Raw genomic sequence first — 14,767 nt, 5'->3', positions numbered from 1 at the left:
GAGAAATGTCTTTACGTTAATTTTTACAAAATAATGGTTTAACTGAATAGAAATTATTCAATCACGCGAGGAACTAGGTACAAACCGTCTTGCACTTGCGGTGCAATGGCTTGATATTCATCACGATGATTGGTTTCTGAAACCACATCTTCACGTAAGGGTTGTGGGTGATCAAATGGGCTTTTAAGCGGCTCAACACCATCGGTGTCGATGCCTTTTAAGGTTTCCATCATGCCTAAAATTTTATTTAGACTTTGAGCATATTCAGCAGATTGCGTATCATCTAGCGACAATCGAGCAAGATTGGCGATTGCTGAAACTGTTTGTGCATTTAAATCTGCAGAATGCTGTGCATCCGATGTAGACATAACATCACCTGAGTCAGTATTAAAAAATTTCAAAATATCGTGCGTTATAATAAGCGATTGACTTGTTCAAATCATCACATTTAGTTAAAGTTGCCACCTTGCGTCCACATAAAGTTTAATCGAGAACGTCTCCGTGATTCTAAAAAGACTAATTGGCTTGTTTTCGCCCGATCTAGCCATTGATTTAGGTACAGCAAATACACTTATTTATGCACCAGGACGAGGCATTATATTAAATGAACCGACAGTTGTGGCAATTCGTCACAGTGGTTCACAAAAAATCGTTGCCGCGGTAGGTCTTGATGCAAAGCAAATGCTGGGCCGTACACCTGCAAATATCTCTGCCATTCGTCCAATGAAGGATGGTGTGATTGCCGATTTTGAAGTGACCGAAACCATGCTGAACCAATTTATTGGTAAAGTACATGAAAAACGTCTGTTCCCACCAGCACCTCGTGTTGTGGTGTGTGTGCCTTGCAAATCAACTTTGGTTGAACGTCGTGCTATTCGTGAAGCTGTATTTAATGCAGGCGCGCGTGATGTTCGTTTGATTGAAGAACCAATGGCTGCTGCAATTGGTGCGGGTATGCCAGTTGAACAAGCATGCGGTTCAATGGTGGTCGATGTTGGTGGTGGTACAACTGAAATTGCGATTATTTCACTGCAAGGTTGTGTCTATGCTGACTCACTACGTATTGGTGGTGATGTATTTGATGAACAAATTATTAACTACGTACGTAAAGCACATGGTTGCGTGATTGGTGAAACCACCGCTGAAATTATCAAGAAAGAAGTGGGTATGGCTTTACCAGAAGCCGATGCCAAAGCACTTGAAATTGAAGTTCGCGGCCGTAACCTTGCTGAAGGTGTGCCACGTGCGATCACTGTGACTTCGGACGAAATTACGCAAGCGATTTCTGATCCATTACAAAGTATTGTTTCAGCTGTGAAATCTGCACTTGAGCAAACGCCTCCTGAGCTGTCTTCAGACATCGCTGAGCGCGGTATAGTGTTGACAGGTGGTGGTGCATTACTGCGTAACCTCGATAAACTTCTTGCACAAGAAACAGGCTTACCTGTGGTGGTTGCAGAAGATCCTCTAACGTGCGTCACTCGTGGTGGTGGTAAAGTTTTAGAATTCTTCGATAATCCAAATCACGACATGTTATTTGTAGGCTAATAAAGGAATCGGCGGGTGCAAACAAATCTGTTTTCCAGACAACCGCCATCTTTTCGCTCATTTATCATTGCAGTGATCACATGTTTGGTCGTGCTGTTTTTTAACTGGCGCATGCCACATGTGATTCAACCTGCAAGAGATGTCTTGTACGCCGCTTATAATCCAATTTATGCCGTAGCAAGTTATCCCGTGTTATCGCGAGAGTGGCTGAATCAACAAACCAAGTCTGAAGCTCAATTGCGCCGTGAAAATACCGCGATGCAAGCCGAGTTATTGCAGGCGCAGGTGCGTTTACAAAAATTATCTGAATTATCTGCGGAAAATACGCGTTTACGCGGTCTGTTAGATACCCCGTTGATCATTGATGGTCGTATGGAAATTGCAGAAGTCATTGGGACAGATGCCGATCCATTGCGCCATATTATTGTGGTAAACCGTGGTGCCAACAGTCAGTTAAAAGTCGGGCAAACCGTGCTCGATGACAAAGGTATTATGGGACAGATTATTAATGTCTATCCGCATAGTAGTCGCGTCATGTTGCTTTCAGATAAAGAACATTCTCTTTCGGTTCGCTTAGAGCGATCTGGAATGCGTGCCATTGTTTCAGGGACTGGAGATTTGGGGCATTTGAAAATGGAATACGTGCCGACCAGTGCCGAAATCAAAGTGGGTGAAAAAGTGTATAGCTCTGGTTTAGGTGAGCATTTTCCAGCAGGTTATCTGGTGGGCACCATTTCAAAAATCAGTCGTCATAATTCAGGTGAGTTTGCTCAAATTGATGTTGTTCCTGCTGCACAGTTAGCGGGTGGGCATCATGTCGTTGTGTTATTTTCCGATTCTTTAGCGATGGAGCAACCGCATGCCGATCGCTAAACTTCGTGCTGCCAAACAGCGTGACCCGTTATTTCCGATCATTTTTTCGGTGATCATTGCTTCAGTGTTAATGGTTTATCCTTTGTCTTATGCGCTCTCTGGCTGGCGTCCATTGTTTATGATGATGGTGATGCTGTTTTGGGTGCTGTGCCAGCCGACATGGAGCGGGATTTGGTTTGCCTTTGCAGTTGGGATTTTCACCGATTTACTACTTGATGCACCTTTGGGTTTAAATGCGCTTAGTTTTGTTCTGATTACTTTTGTGTCCCGTTTTTTAACGCGTGAACGTCGGATTATGACCTTTGCCAATATTTGGGTCATCACCACCTTGGCTGTGGTCGCGCATTTGTTTATTACCTGGATCGCACAAATTATGATTGGGGCACAGTTTTCCCTTGCACGTCATTGGCAACCGCTGTTGAGTAGTGTGCTTACTTTCCCCATTGTCTACTTCATCTTGAAGAAATGGCGCGTTTAATTTTAGCGTCCAGTTCGCCCCGTCGCCGCGAGCTGCTTGAACAGCTCGGTCTAGTCTTTGATATCTATAGTCCAGATATTGATGAATCTGTACAAGCAGGCGAGTCGGTAGCCGATTATGTAGAGCGACTGGCATGTGCCAAAGCTGAGGCAGTACAGCTTCAATATCCTGATGCAATTGTGATTGCTGCCGATACTAGTTTAGGGGTCGATCAAGAGATATTAGGCAAACCAGAATCTAAGCAGCATGCATTTGAAATGTGGGAAAAAATTTCTGGGCGTAAGCATGATGTATATACTGCAGTTTGTGTCCGTACAAATACGCAAATTTCAAGTATAGTAGTTCGTACTGAAGTCGAATTTCAGCATTTAAGCCTGAATGATATGGAAGCATATTGGGCTACATCTGAACCTCTTGGCAAGGCGGGAGCCTATGCCATACAAGGCATTGCAGCACGTTATATTCCACGTATAGAGGGAAGCTATAGCAATGTCGTGGGGCTACCGTTGCATGAAACGGTACAGTTATTACAGGCAGTTAAGGCACTAAATTAACTGTCTCAAAAGATTTTTTATAATGTTTTGAGTTTGTTATGTCTGACGAGTTATTAATTAACGTCACGCCTATGGAATGTCGCGTCGCGTTAATTGAAAACGGCACGGTCAATGAATTATTTATTGAGCGTACGGTGAAACGTGGTTTAGTGGGCAATATTTATAAAGGTAAAGTGGTGCGTGTTCTTCCGGGAATGCAGGCTGCTTTTGTCGATATTGGACTGTCACGAACTGCTTTTTTACATATTAATGATATGGTTTGGTCACGTAATCAACCCACACCCAATGTTTTTGAGCTCTTACAGCCGGGACAAATTCTTACCGTTCAAGTCATGAAAGATATGCTGGGAACCAAAGGGGCTCGGCTTTCAACCGACCTTTCCATTCCTTCGCGCTATTTAGTGATGATGCCTTATGGCAATCATACGGGTGTGTCTCAACGTATTGAGTCTGAAGCTGAGCGTGATCGTTTACGTTCGATGATTGAGCGTATTCAAGCGGAACATAAACTTCCGGGTTCAGTGATTGTTCGTACAGCTGCTGATGGGATTGCGGAAGCTGCTATTGCACAAGATATGGCTTATTTGGCAAAACTTTGGGAATTTATTCAGCGCAAGCAAATCAGTATTGCGGTGCCATCGTTAATTTTTGAAGAACTGCCGTTACCCCAACGCATTATTCGCGATCTTGCGAGTGAAAAGACCGCTAAAATTTCAGTCGACTCGCGTGAAATACATGGCAAGCTCCAAGAGTTTGTAGAAGAATTTGTCCCGAATATCAAAGAACGTCTCATTCACTATCCGGGTGAGCGCCCAATTTTTGACTTGTATAATGTCGAAGAAGACATTCAAAGAGCACTGCAGACGCGTGTTGCGTTGAAGTCTGGTGGTTATTTGATGATTGACCAGACTGAAGCTATGACCACCATTGATGTCAATACAGGATCATATGTGGGTGGCCGCTCTTTAGAAGACACTGTGTTTAAAACCAATATGGAAGCGACACAGGTCATTGCACGTCAGCTGAGACTACGCAATTTAGGCGGTATTATTATTATCGACTTTATTGACATGCAAGAGCAGGAGCATCGAACTGAGGTCATGACTCAGTTTGAACGGATGCTTGAGCAAGACCATGCAAAAACCAAAATTACACAGGTTTCTGAGTTAGGTTTAGTCGAAATGACACGTAAACGTACGCGTGAATCATTAGAGCACTTATTATGTGAATCTTGCCCGACCTGTCAGGGACGGGGTTATGTGAAAACAGCTGAGTCTGTATGTTACGAAATCTTTCGAGAAATCATGAGATATACACGTGCGTATCAATCTCAGACTGGCTTTACTGTCGTTGCGCATCCATCAGTGATTGACCGCTTGTTAACCGCAGAAGCGCCAGCAGTCGCGGATTTAGAGCATTTCATTGGTCGGGTGATTAAATTTCAGGTGGAAAATTTATATACGCAAGAGCAATACGATATCATTCTGAGCTGAAATTGTAACAATATATGGTTAAATAGTTGTTACAACTGAAATTTTACTTTCGATCTTAGATTTTTAATACTAGAAACACGGAAATAGCCAAAGCTTATTCTCCCAAATAGGTTTAGCAAATGAGGTGTGATATGGGTGTTAGAGAAGCAATTATTCAACCTGGTTTGAAACATTTATTAGATACGAAAGTAACGCATAATGCGTATATTGTGGATGATCAGGGTAAAGAAGTACAAATTACAACTGCCATGATTCGTAGTGCGTGTCATCAATTATTAAAACAATGTCGTAGCATTAAAAACTAAGGGGCTTATCGAAGCCCCTTAGTTTTATTAATTATTCTTGTATTTCTGATTCGTTTTGCGGCATCAACTGACCGCTTGCAACTTTGGGCCTTCGACCCCCACAATCGCTTCAAAGCGTTGAATCTCTTCCTCTAAGTGTGTGAGTAGATTCTGCATCTTCGGCAGTGCATTTCGACAAGCTGTCAAACCAACTTCAAGTTTATCTAAATAACTGGTCATGGTGATGTTGAGTGCCTGACCATCCAAAATGATGGAGGCAGGGTATAGTGCATCGAGTCGTGCCCCATTCCAATACAACGGTTCACGTGGGCCAGGGACATTTGAAATCACCAGATTAAACGCTTGGCGCTTAGGCATTAAGCCTGAGGCAATGTTGAGTCCTGCCGCACTATAAACAAACGCACTATAGTTTAGAATTTGGTTTGAGTTCATGCGTTTGAACTTTTCTTTGGCATTTTGCACACTGCGACGAACAATTGCGAGGCGCTCTAGTGGATCTTCTTTATGCGTGCCTAAATTTGCCAAAATCATGGTGATACGATTCGACATAGACGAATCATCATCGCGAACAGAGGCAGGTACCATGGCAATTAAAGGCTTTTTAGGAAGTGCATCTTGGGACAATAAATATTCACGCAAGGCACCTGAACAAATCGCCAGTACGATGTCATTAATCGTGACATCCAAACTTTTAGAAATATGACGTAAACGGTCAAACTCAAAAGACTGTGCTGCAAAACGGCGGGAGGAGCTAACCCGCTGGTTAAGAATAGAGCTGGGTGCTTGGAAGCTTGAAACATAATCTGGATTACGTCCCATATCTTTCATGACGGTTTGTGACAACTCATACATGACACGTGGTGTTGACTCAAGCTGGCCCATTACGCCATTCATTATTTTCTTAAAGCGACTAACATTCGGTTCTTTTAAACGCTTCGCACGAGGGCCTTCAACACACCATGGTGGCACAATACTCTTTGCGTTTGGATCTTGTGATAATGATTTTTCCACCAAACGCATACCCGCGATACCATCCACCATCGCATGGTGAATTTTGAAGTACATCGCAAAACGATTCCCTTCAATCCCTTCAATAATATGACACGTCCATAACGGTTTAGCGCGGTCAATTAAACTACTGTGTTCTTGTGAAATGTAGGTGAGTAGTTCAAGAATACGCCCTGGTTGTGGGAGTGCGATATGACGAAAATGGTGATCAAGATCAAACTCTTCATCCTCATCCCAAAACAAACCATTGAGTTTGTTGTTAAATGGAGGAATAGGAATAGATTTGGAGTTACGAATATCTGCAACTAAATTTTGAATGAAGCTAGCAGGTGCATTTTCAGGGATTTGGAATAAGAATAATCCACCCACATGCATGGGTTGTTGGCGTTTTTCAAGCGATAAAAAAATAAAGTCAATCGGATGTAATGGACGCATAGTCTGGATTGCCTCACTGCAATATCTGACCGCTCCTATATGAGCAATCTTGTTAGAATTATAGAACTAAACCTAGTATATCGACTTTTTTTAACAATGGGAGCGCTTTGTGTGTATCCATTGGTTGCGAAAAACCACTGCTTTGCAGTGGTTTTAGTCTTTACTTTTTTAAATTACCTGCATGCAGGCCACATTCTTTATGTGTCGCTTCCTCCCACCACCAACGTCCTTCACGTTCATGTTGGTTTGGTAACACTGGACGCGTACATGGTTCACAGCCGATAGAGATAAAACCGCGCTCATGCAATGGATTATAAGGTACCTCCATCATGCGGATGTAACTCCAAATGTCGGCACTTGACCAGTTGGCAAGAGGATTGTATTTAATCAATTGTTTGCCTTCGCCTGAAAAGCCTGCATCTGCTTGAATAACTGGAATCTCAGTTCGTGTGCCTGGGCTTTGGTCTTTACGTTGACCCGTAATCCAACCATCTAAAGTCGCTAATTTTTTACGTAAAGGCTGAACTTTACGGATACCACAACACTCTTTATGATCATCTTGATAAAAGCTGAATAAACCTTTTTCATTGATCAGTTGTTGAACGGCATCTGCTTCTGGGAAGCAAATTTCGATATTAATGTTGTAGTGTTTACGCACAGTTTCGATAAATTGATAGGTTTCTGCATGTAAACGTCCTGTGTCTAAGCTAAAGACACGAAAAGGTTTACCTAAGTTAGCAGCCATATCAATAAGTACGACATCTTCTGCACCTGAAAACGAGATGGCAATTTCACCCGTTTGATTCAGTGCAAGTGCTAAAATTTCACTTGGTGATTTGTCTGCATATTCAGCTGCGAGAGCATCAACAAGATCAATAGTTGGAATGGTTGTCATGAGTATCCTGGCAATAGGCTTGGAATCTAACAAGACCTATATTACGTTATTTGCTGTGCATTTTAATAGAGTTGAAATAAACCACTTATCACTAAAAAATAAATGCTTATGAAAAAAATAGATTTAAAAAACAGCAATGCATTAGACAAATATTAAGCTATGATAGTTCAAAATTTTTCCACGTAAATAAAAGGGAGTATTCATGGAAGTTGTTTGCCTTGATCTAGAAGGGGTGTTAGTTCCAGAGATTTGGATTAACTTTGCTAAAAAAACAGGCATTAAAGCGCTTGAAGCAACCACACGTGATATTCCTGATTATGATGTGCTCATGACGCAGCGTTTGAATATATTAAAAGAACATGGTTTAGGCTTAAATGATATTCAAGAAGTCATTGCTGAGATGGGCCCATTTCCAGGCGCAAAAGAATTTGTTGAATGGTTACGTACACATTTTCAGCTGATTATTTTGTCAGACACTTTCTATGAGTTTGCGCACCCATTAATGAAACAGCTGGGCTGGCCAACGATTTTTTGTCATAAGTTAGAGACTGATGAAAAGGGTATGATTACAACCTATAAGCTGCGCCAACCTGACCAAAAACGTGAAGCAGTTAAAGGATTGCATGGACTAAATTACCGTGTGATTGCCGCAGGTGATTCTTATAATGACACCACTATGCTGGGTGAAGCGGATAAAGGTTTTTTGTTTGATGCACCAGAAAACGTGATTAAAGAGTTCCCACAATTCCCTGCAATTCATGGTTATGCAGCTTTAAAAGAGGCAATTCGTAATGCTTCAGTTCGTGATATTCCTGCTTAATATATTGATTTTAAAATAATAAAAAATGGCGCAATTAGCGCCATTTTTCATTGAATTCAATGTTAGTTAACATAGATTAATTAAAAGCGATAGCCAATTTTCATACCATATGCAAGGGCGCTGTTATCTTCAAAGCTACCAACAACATTCCCACCTGTTTGTGCATCTGCATCACCTAACCATAGGTAACGTACGCCAGCAGCAATGAAATAGCTTTGTGCAGGGCTATATTGAGCGCCTAATCCAATACTCCAGTTTCCTTCTACAGGGCCAAGTGTCGTAACAGGGTTACCTGCTCCAGAGTCATAACCAACAGAAGCTGAACCAGCCCATTTATCATTAAACTTATGAGAAAGACCTGTTGTAATAGACCACTGATCATCTGAATAGTCGATTAGATTTTGTGCTTTACCTCTTGCAGCTTGTGTTGCAGCAGCTAAATATGTTGGCTTAACTGCAAATTGATCCCAATGTACCCAGCGAATATTTGCAAAAGCTAAGGTATCTTTAGCGACACCTGATTGCAAATCAATGTTTACAGACTGAGGTGTAACAACTTCTGTGTTTGAGTTGGGACGAACAACAGCACCTAGGGCAAATGTTTCTGAAGTATCAAGTTCATGTTTAATTTCAGAGCGATAAGTGATAGCAGCTCTAAGTGCAATTTCAGGAATAGAGTATGCGGCACCTGCAATCCAACCGAAAGCATCATCTTCTTTGAGATCTATGTCGTAGCCACCTAATAGACGAGTACCACCGTATGCGGCGCCACGTAATGAAACTTTTCCTTCAACTGTTTGATATACGGGGCCTGCATAAAAATTCCAGTTTTGGTTGGGTTGGTAACCAATCAGCGCAGTTAGATTATGAGTATCAACTTCAACAGAAGTTCCTTCCGTACCATTACCAAATGTACCTGCTGTTGATGAGTAGGTTGCATCAGCACCGAAAGGCTGATCATATAATAATCCTAGTGAAATATTATCGGTTGGCTGTATTTTAATCGCTGCAGAAGGGAAGTAGTAATCACCTCCCATATCACTGATTTTTTCATCTTTAACAACTGTAGAGGTACCTTCTACAGTTGGATCAATTACTGTAAAACCAGCTTCAGCATAGTTGCCCGATTGAAAAAAAGCAGACATTGATTGCCCAGATCGATCTAGACCGCCAGCTATGACAGAAGTTGTTGGGATTAAGCTGAGCAAAATAGCCGAGCGAAGAGCTGTAAGCTTCATAGGGAACATTCCTTGTTGTAGCTTTATGTAAGTGATTGGCACGAAAAGTAACATAAATACAAAAAGAGTAAATGCTCAACTACGGTTGTAAAATGAACTGAAAAGTTAAAAAATATACTTGTGTAGAGTAAAAACACTAAAAAAAAATATTAATTTTATGATTTATATGGATTTATTTTTAAATGCTGAGTGGCTGATTGAATATTATGCAAAATGTTTAAGTGTTTATTTGTTGCTCAAATGAATCACAAGTGTATAAAAAAGAGCGTAGGTGTCATTGTTGAAAATGAAAAAACCATCTTTGCAGATGGTTTTTTCAGTATTAGTAATTAGAACTTGTAACCGATTTTTAAGCCATAAGCTAAAGCATCATTGTCATTAAATTCTGCAACATAAGTATCTGATCCAAAGTTAGATGCGACTTGCGCTTTTGCATCGCCTAACCAGAAGTATTTAACACCACCAGCGATAAAGGTTGCAGGTGTTGGACTATATTGAAGTCCTAAGCCAACATTCCAGTAACCTTCAGTTGGGCCAAGAGTTGATATAGGATTACCTGCACCAGAATCCCAACCTACTGAGACATTACCTGCCCATAGATCATTAAATTTACGGCCTACACCTACGTTTGCTGACCATTGGTCATCAGTATAACCAACAATATCAAAGCCATTTGGGTTGTCTGGAGTCTGGCCTAGCGCACCTAGAGTATCTGCAACAGTTCCGAATTGTTTTAGGTCAATAGAAAAGTCTTTCCAATTCACCCAACGTACATTTGCAAAGGCAACTGTATTTGCCATGATCCCTGTTTGGAAATCAAGGTTAACAGATTGGGGAGTTGTAATATTTGCATCTGTTGCTACATCGTAAACAGGGCTACTGCCAACAAATGCTAATACGTTACTTTGACCATATTCGCGAGCAGATGCTTTGTGGTCAATTTCAGAGCGATAAGTGATAGATGTTTTTAAAGCAATTTCAGGAATTTGATAAGCAAAGCCAGCTAACCAGCCAACTGCACCATCTTCATCTAAATCAGCATTATATAAGCCAAGGCCGTTAGCTGAACCATATGCCGCACCACGTAATTGAACATTACCTTTAATTGTTTGATAAACAGGACCAGCATAAATGTTGAAATTTTCATTTGGCTGGAAACCAAAAATCATAGACAAACTTTGAGTGTCAACTTCTACTTCAGTTGCTTCACCGTTTAAGTGTAACAAACCTGTATTGAGACCAACAAGTGGGTCACTTGTTGAGTATGCAGCATCAGCACCAAATGGTTGGTCATAGATCAAACCAAATGAGAAGTGGTCTGTTACTTGTAATTTAAGAGCAGCTGAGGGGAAGTAGTAATCATCTCCCATGTCAGAAAGATTGCCGCCACCAGCAGTTGAAATAGCCTTCCCAGATACATCTGGATCTAATACAGAAATACCTGCTTCAAAGTAATTACCAGGTTGCAAGAATGCAGAGATTGACTGACCTGAACGATCTAGAGCAGCGGCAAATGCCCCCGTCATTGGTACAGTTGCTAAAATCATTGCTGTCGTTAATGTCTTTAATTTCATTCTACGTCTTTCCTTGAGGTGCAAATGCAAATGTTTGTTGCTCATTTTGTGTTTATGTTTTTTGGCTTTTGGAGAAGTCGGTTAACCGAAATCATTTGTTACTCCGTGTCACAAAAATAGCACAATTAAAATAAGAGTAAATGCTCTAGACATAACTAATCAGTTCAAAAAGTGATCGCAATAGAGTTTTTACACTAAAAAAACACTTTTTTTCAACTTAAGTTAATGAAAAATATAAATATATAATTTGAAATATAAAATTTATTTTTTGGTTAAAATTTACTCAATTAAGCGTAAAAATAAATCCTTTTTGTGATTCGTATCACTTTTTTCTTTACTGTATTTATAATACAAAATTATATTTCGTAGATCATTTATCGATTATTTTTATTTAGAAGATCAAGTTATTGTTTTTTACATGATTAATATTGTCTACAGCGACAATGATAATTGTTGCGGTTATATTGCGTTGTGTTATAAAAAATATATAAAAGCTGAAACAAATGTTAAGAACAAAAATCTTTAGTTTTAAATATAGATGAATGAATACAGGTGGTTATTAAGCGGTGTAATCAGCACTCAATCTTGACTTAAATTAAGCTGTAGTTTTGTTATACCGTTAAAAGCATAATTTATTAAAAAATTTAGAGTTTTAGTTCGCTATCGCTCTACTGTGAACCATAAATGATTAGAAGGATGGGCTTTGTTGTACAAACCTATTCTTAAAGCCATCTTTAGCAATATAATTTCCGAATGAAGAAGCCAGCACCTAAAATTGACCGTACAAGCAATTGCTCCTCATATAACCGAGTTCTCATTAATCGTGGAAATATTGCCATTTGGTTTGATCTTGAAACTCAGAGGTATGCTCATTATTGAACAAAGTAGCAAAACCAGAAGTCATACAATATGGCTTCGACTTTTGTCTCTTAACTCGGTTGGAGGAACGCCAAACCAACTTTTAAAGTTGCGACTAAAAATAGATAACTCTGCATAGCCCAACTGTAGAGCAATATCCGTCAAATTCACATTGCCTGCATCAAGCATACGCAGTGCTTCTTTTTTTCGGACATTTTCGAGTATATCTCGATAGCTTGTTCCTTGCATTTTTAAAGCGCGCTGAAGCTTTTTCGGATGCATGCCCATACAGAGTGCGATATTTTCAATGCTGCAGTCTCCTGTCGCCATCAGCATGCGGACTGAACTCTCTATCAGTGCGGTATTGTCTTCAGTTTTGGTGCTGCTTTGTGTTTCAAGCTGCTGTACGATCAGCTGATTGATGGCATCTTCATTAAAATTATAGGGTTTATAGCTTAAAAAGCTTGCAGGAAAATAAAGTGCATCTTCATCGGTTTCAAACTCTACCTGACATGAAAAATGTGCTTGGAAAGTTTGAGCACCTTTTTGTGGTGCTTTTTGCTTGAAGCAAATTTTTTCTGCATGCCACTGCGGGCCAATCAAATCTTTTAAAATATTCGCGACAAGGCAAATGGCCAGTTGTGATTTTTGTGGTACATCGGTGTTGTATTCACTTAAACGCACAAAGTTCAGCTTACAGAGCAGAGCATTATGTTGCGAGACGTGGAAGACAATGCCTTCAGCATGTAAATAGACATATTTTTGCGCCACGCTTAAGGCTTCAAGTATGGTCATTTGTCGGGACATATAGACGCCAATCAAACCGATTGTGCTAATATTTTGGAGTGCACCGAGTTTTAAACCGAAGCAATCATCCTGACAAGCTAAGGCCGCTTTTTCCAATAAATTTAAATAATGATCATAATGAATAAATGAATCTGGATCACGGAGTAAAGCAGGTAAAATCCCGATCTCTTTCAAGATTTCTATAGGGTTTACGCCATAACTACGGACTAAGTCTTCAAAACCGCCGAGGCTGGCTGCACGAATATAACTTCCCATTACAACATTCCGTGTTGTCCTAAAAGATCAATTTAGTGTCCTAAAAAGTCAAGCATAATTCAAGTCATTTGTTAAAGTAGGATAAGAGATTGTCTCAATCAACATAGAAAAGAAGTATTGAATCACCATTTTTAGCCGTGAAAGGAAAAGCATATGCAACTTACGGTTCAGCCTCATATCGAGCAAACAGTGATAGAACAGACATTACACGATTGTTTTCAATTGCAGCGCAAAAGCTTTCATCAACAAGGCATTGAAACGATTGCGCAACGTAAGCAACATTTACTGAATTTAAAAGCACTGATTAACGATCACCGTGAAGCAATTATTGAAGCCCTGAATCGAGATTATGGCAATCGTTCACGTCATGAAACCTTACTGGCAGAAATTATTACGGTCACAGATGATATTAACGGCAGCATCAAACACTTGAAACAGTGGACTAAAGTACAAAAAAGACATGTCGATCATAGCTTGTATTTTGGTGCGAAGAACCGCGTAATTCCTCAGCCACTGGGGGTGATTGGAATTATTGTGCCGTGGAATTTTCCCATCAATTTGATGTTTTCACAGTTGTCGGCCGTGTTTGCTGCGGGAAATACGGCTATGGTTAAAATGTCTGAAAATTCAAGACATTTGGCTGAATTGCTGATTGAGTTAAGCCCCAAATATTTTAAAGCGGAAAAATTACAGATTTTCGATGAGACTGGTGAAGTGGGTATCGCATTTTCAAAATTGCCGTTTGACCACCTGATGTTTACTGGTTCTGGTGCGACAGGGCGTAAAGTCATGGCTGCTGCAGCACAAAACTTAACCCCTGTGACTCTGGAACTGGGTGGTAAATCTCCTGCGGTGATTGACCCTGAATACCCTATTGAGAAAGCTGTAGAACGCATTATGTTTGTGAAACAGTTTAATGCGGGACAAATTTGTACCAATGTCGATTATTTATTTGTACATGAGTCGAGGTTACAAGCGTTTATTCAAGCGGCATCAGTTTGGGTGCAGGAACATGTGCCTGATATTCATAGCAAAGATTATACTTCTGTGATTGATGAGCGTGCATTTCAGCGCTTAGTACATAGCTTGGCAGATGCTGAAGCCAAAGGGGCTAGTTTAATTAATTTAAATCAGCAAGAGCCTGATGCTGCGACACGAAAATTTCCACTGACTTTGGTGTTGAACAGTAATGATGAGATGGAAATTGATACGCGTGAAACCTTTGGCCCGATCTTGATGGTCAAAACCTACCAAAAGCCTGAAGATGTTGTTGACTATATTGTTCAGCGTGATCGTCCATTGGCCTTTTATCCATTTAGCAATAACAAAAGCTTAGTCGAATTTTATATCAGCAGAGTTATGTCGGGCGGGGTTTCGGTCAATGATGCCTTATTTCATGTCGGGCAGCATGACTTACCATTTGGTGGAGTCGGTGCCAGCGGGATGGGGCACTATCATGGCTATGAAGGCTTTTTGACTTTTTCCAAAATGCGTCCTGTGTTTTATCAGGCGGGTTTTTCAAGCTTGAAGTTTCTCGCGCCGCCTTACGGAAAATTTGCCAATTGGCTGTTGAATTTATTGATTCGGATGAAGTCATAAGCGCTTAAATTTAAAAACAGAAAAATA

Annotated in this window: 14 protein-coding genes and 1 pseudogene; 9 read left to right on the top strand and 6 right to left on the bottom strand. The window is 40.4% G+C overall.

The annotated features are described in order from the left end of the window. Nucleotides 1–53: 53 nt before the first annotated feature. Entirely contained in the window at nt 54–368 is a 315-nt protein-coding gene (gene gatC / locus AC4CU2_RS12560; protein WP_004694671.1) for an Asp-tRNA(Asn)/Glu-tRNA(Gln) amidotransferase subunit GatC, read from the bottom strand. 133 nt (nt 369–501) lie between these two features. Here gatC and AC4CU2_RS12555 point away from each other — a divergent pair, with 133 nt between their 5' ends. The 6 genes from AC4CU2_RS12555 to AC4CU2_RS12530 all read left to right on the top strand — a co-directional run bounded on the left by AC4CU2_RS12555 (nt 502) and on the right by AC4CU2_RS12530 (nt 5,251). Beyond that, the gene (locus AC4CU2_RS12555) at nt 502–1,548 is read left to right on the top strand and encodes a rod shape-determining protein (protein ID WP_004694670.1); all 1,047 of its coding nucleotides are present in this window, start codon (nt 502–504) and stop codon (nt 1,546–1,548) included. Between the two features lie 15 nt (nt 1,549–1,563). Further along, nucleotides 1,564–2,421, top strand: a complete 858-nt coding sequence (gene mreC / locus AC4CU2_RS12550) for a rod shape-determining protein MreC (RefSeq protein WP_004694667.1) — start codon at nt 1,564–1,566, stop codon at nt 2,419–2,421. After that, the gene (mreD, locus tag AC4CU2_RS12545; protein ID WP_058869091.1) at nt 2,408–2,899 is read left to right on the top strand and encodes a rod shape-determining protein MreD; all 492 of its coding nucleotides are present in this window, start codon (nt 2,408–2,410) and stop codon (nt 2,897–2,899) included. The genes mreC and mreD overlap by 14 nt, the downstream gene beginning before the upstream one ends. Then, nucleotides 2,887–3,453 (top strand): Maf family nucleotide pyrophosphatase, encoded by a 567-nt coding sequence (locus AC4CU2_RS12540; RefSeq protein ID WP_279044120.1) that lies wholly within the window; start codon nt 2,887–2,889, stop codon nt 3,451–3,453. The genes mreD and AC4CU2_RS12540 overlap by 13 nt, the downstream gene beginning before the upstream one ends. A 38-nt stretch (nt 3,454–3,491) precedes the next feature. Further along, nucleotides 3,492–4,946, top strand: a complete 1,455-nt coding sequence (gene rng / locus AC4CU2_RS12535; RefSeq protein WP_004981336.1) for a ribonuclease G — start codon at nt 3,492–3,494, stop codon at nt 4,944–4,946. 131 nt (nt 4,947–5,077) lie between these two features. Next, nucleotides 5,078–5,251 (top strand): PA1571 family protein, encoded by a 174-nt coding sequence (locus AC4CU2_RS12530; protein ID WP_171503345.1) that lies wholly within the window; start codon nt 5,078–5,080, stop codon nt 5,249–5,251. Between the two features lie 63 nt (nt 5,252–5,314). On the opposite strand, the gene AC4CU2_RS12525 is transcribed toward AC4CU2_RS12530, so the two are convergent. Continuing rightward, entirely contained in the window at nt 5,315–6,694 is a 1,380-nt protein-coding gene (locus AC4CU2_RS12525) for a WS/DGAT/MGAT family O-acyltransferase (RefSeq protein ID WP_279044123.1), read from the bottom strand. A gap of 160 nt (nt 6,695–6,854) precedes the next feature. Further along, nucleotides 6,855–7,589: a phosphoadenylyl-sulfate reductase gene (locus AC4CU2_RS12520; protein ID WP_279044124.1), complete on the bottom strand. Its 735-nt coding sequence runs from the start codon at nt 7,587–7,589 to the stop codon at nt 6,855–6,857. 202 nt (nt 7,590–7,791) lie between these two features. On the opposite strand from AC4CU2_RS12520, the gene thrH reads away from it, so the two are divergent. After that, nucleotides 7,792–8,409: a bifunctional phosphoserine phosphatase/homoserine phosphotransferase ThrH gene (thrH, locus tag AC4CU2_RS12515; RefSeq protein WP_279044125.1), complete on the top strand. Its 618-nt coding sequence runs from the start codon at nt 7,792–7,794 to the stop codon at nt 8,407–8,409. Nucleotides 8,410–8,489: 80 nt separating this feature from the next. Here thrH and AC4CU2_RS12510 read toward each other — a convergent pair whose 3' ends face one another. Then, nucleotides 8,490–9,647 (bottom strand): OmpP1/FadL family transporter, encoded by a 1,158-nt coding sequence (locus AC4CU2_RS12510; protein WP_029574964.1) that lies wholly within the window; start codon nt 9,645–9,647, stop codon nt 8,490–8,492. 329 nt (nt 9,648–9,976) lie between these two features. Continuing rightward, nucleotides 9,977–11,221, bottom strand: coding sequence for an OmpP1/FadL family transporter (locus AC4CU2_RS12505; RefSeq protein WP_010326172.1), 1,245 nt, complete (start codon nt 11,219–11,221; stop codon nt 9,977–9,979). A gap of 753 nt (nt 11,222–11,974) precedes the next feature. Between AC4CU2_RS12505 and AC4CU2_RS12500 the strand changes: the two are divergent. Next, a pseudogene (locus AC4CU2_RS12500) lies at nt 11,975–12,091 on the top strand (IS5/IS1182 family transposase); the annotation flags it as partial. Nucleotides 12,092–12,121: 30 nt separating this feature from the next. Here AC4CU2_RS12500 and AC4CU2_RS12495 read toward each other — a convergent pair. After that, complete coding sequence (locus AC4CU2_RS12495) at nt 12,122–13,141, bottom strand: AraC family transcriptional regulator (RefSeq protein WP_005399986.1); 1,020 nt, start codon at nt 13,139–13,141, stop codon at nt 12,122–12,124. Between the two features lie 153 nt (nt 13,142–13,294). Between AC4CU2_RS12495 and AC4CU2_RS12490 the strand changes: the two genes are divergently transcribed. After that, the gene (locus tag AC4CU2_RS12490) at nt 13,295–14,740 is read left to right on the top strand and encodes a coniferyl aldehyde dehydrogenase (protein WP_005399985.1); all 1,446 of its coding nucleotides are present in this window, start codon (nt 13,295–13,297) and stop codon (nt 14,738–14,740) included. Nucleotides 14,741–14,767: the final 27 nt, after the last annotated feature.

The organism is Acinetobacter sp. 797_lipA (assembly GCF_058243025.1).
This window is presented reverse-complemented; position numbering and strand designations above follow the sequence as displayed.

What these genes read in the sequence shown, in the direction of transcription:
- AC4CU2_RS12520 (WP_279044124.1), bottom strand. Translation starts at nt 7,589, where the DNA reads ATGACAACCATTCCAACTATTGATCTTGTTGATGCTCTCGCAGCTGAA.
- gatC (WP_004694671.1), bottom strand. Translation starts at nt 368, where the DNA reads ATGTCTACATCGGATGCACAGCATTCTGCAGATTTAAATGCACAAACA.
- thrH (WP_279044125.1), top strand. Translation starts at nt 7,792, where the DNA reads ATGGAAGTTGTTTGCCTTGATCTAGAAGGGGTGTTAGTTCCAGAGATT.
- AC4CU2_RS12530 (WP_171503345.1), top strand. Translation starts at nt 5,078, where the DNA reads ATGGGTGTTAGAGAAGCAATTATTCAACCTGGTTTGAAACATTTATTA.
- mreD (WP_058869091.1), top strand. Translation starts at nt 2,408, where the DNA reads ATGCCGATCGCTAAACTTCGTGCTGCCAAACAGCGTGACCCGTTATTT.
- AC4CU2_RS12525 (WP_279044123.1), bottom strand. Translation starts at nt 6,694, where the DNA reads ATGCGTCCATTACATCCGATTGACTTTATTTTTTTATCGCTTGAAAAA.
- AC4CU2_RS12495 (WP_005399986.1), bottom strand. Translation starts at nt 13,141, where the DNA reads ATGGGAAGTTATATTCGTGCAGCCAGCCTCGGCGGTTTTGAAGACTTA.
- AC4CU2_RS12540 (WP_279044120.1), top strand. Translation starts at nt 2,887, where the DNA reads ATGGCGCGTTTAATTTTAGCGTCCAGTTCGCCCCGTCGCCGCGAGCTG.
- AC4CU2_RS12510 (WP_029574964.1), bottom strand. Translation starts at nt 9,647, where the DNA reads ATGAAGCTTACAGCTCTTCGCTCGGCTATTTTGCTCAGCTTAATCCCA.
- AC4CU2_RS12505 (WP_010326172.1), bottom strand. Translation starts at nt 11,221, where the DNA reads ATGAAATTAAAGACATTAACGACAGCAATGATTTTAGCAACTGTACCA.
- AC4CU2_RS12490 (WP_005399985.1), top strand. Translation starts at nt 13,295, where the DNA reads ATGCAACTTACGGTTCAGCCTCATATCGAGCAAACAGTGATAGAACAG.
- rng (WP_004981336.1), top strand. Translation starts at nt 3,492, where the DNA reads ATGTCTGACGAGTTATTAATTAACGTCACGCCTATGGAATGTCGCGTC.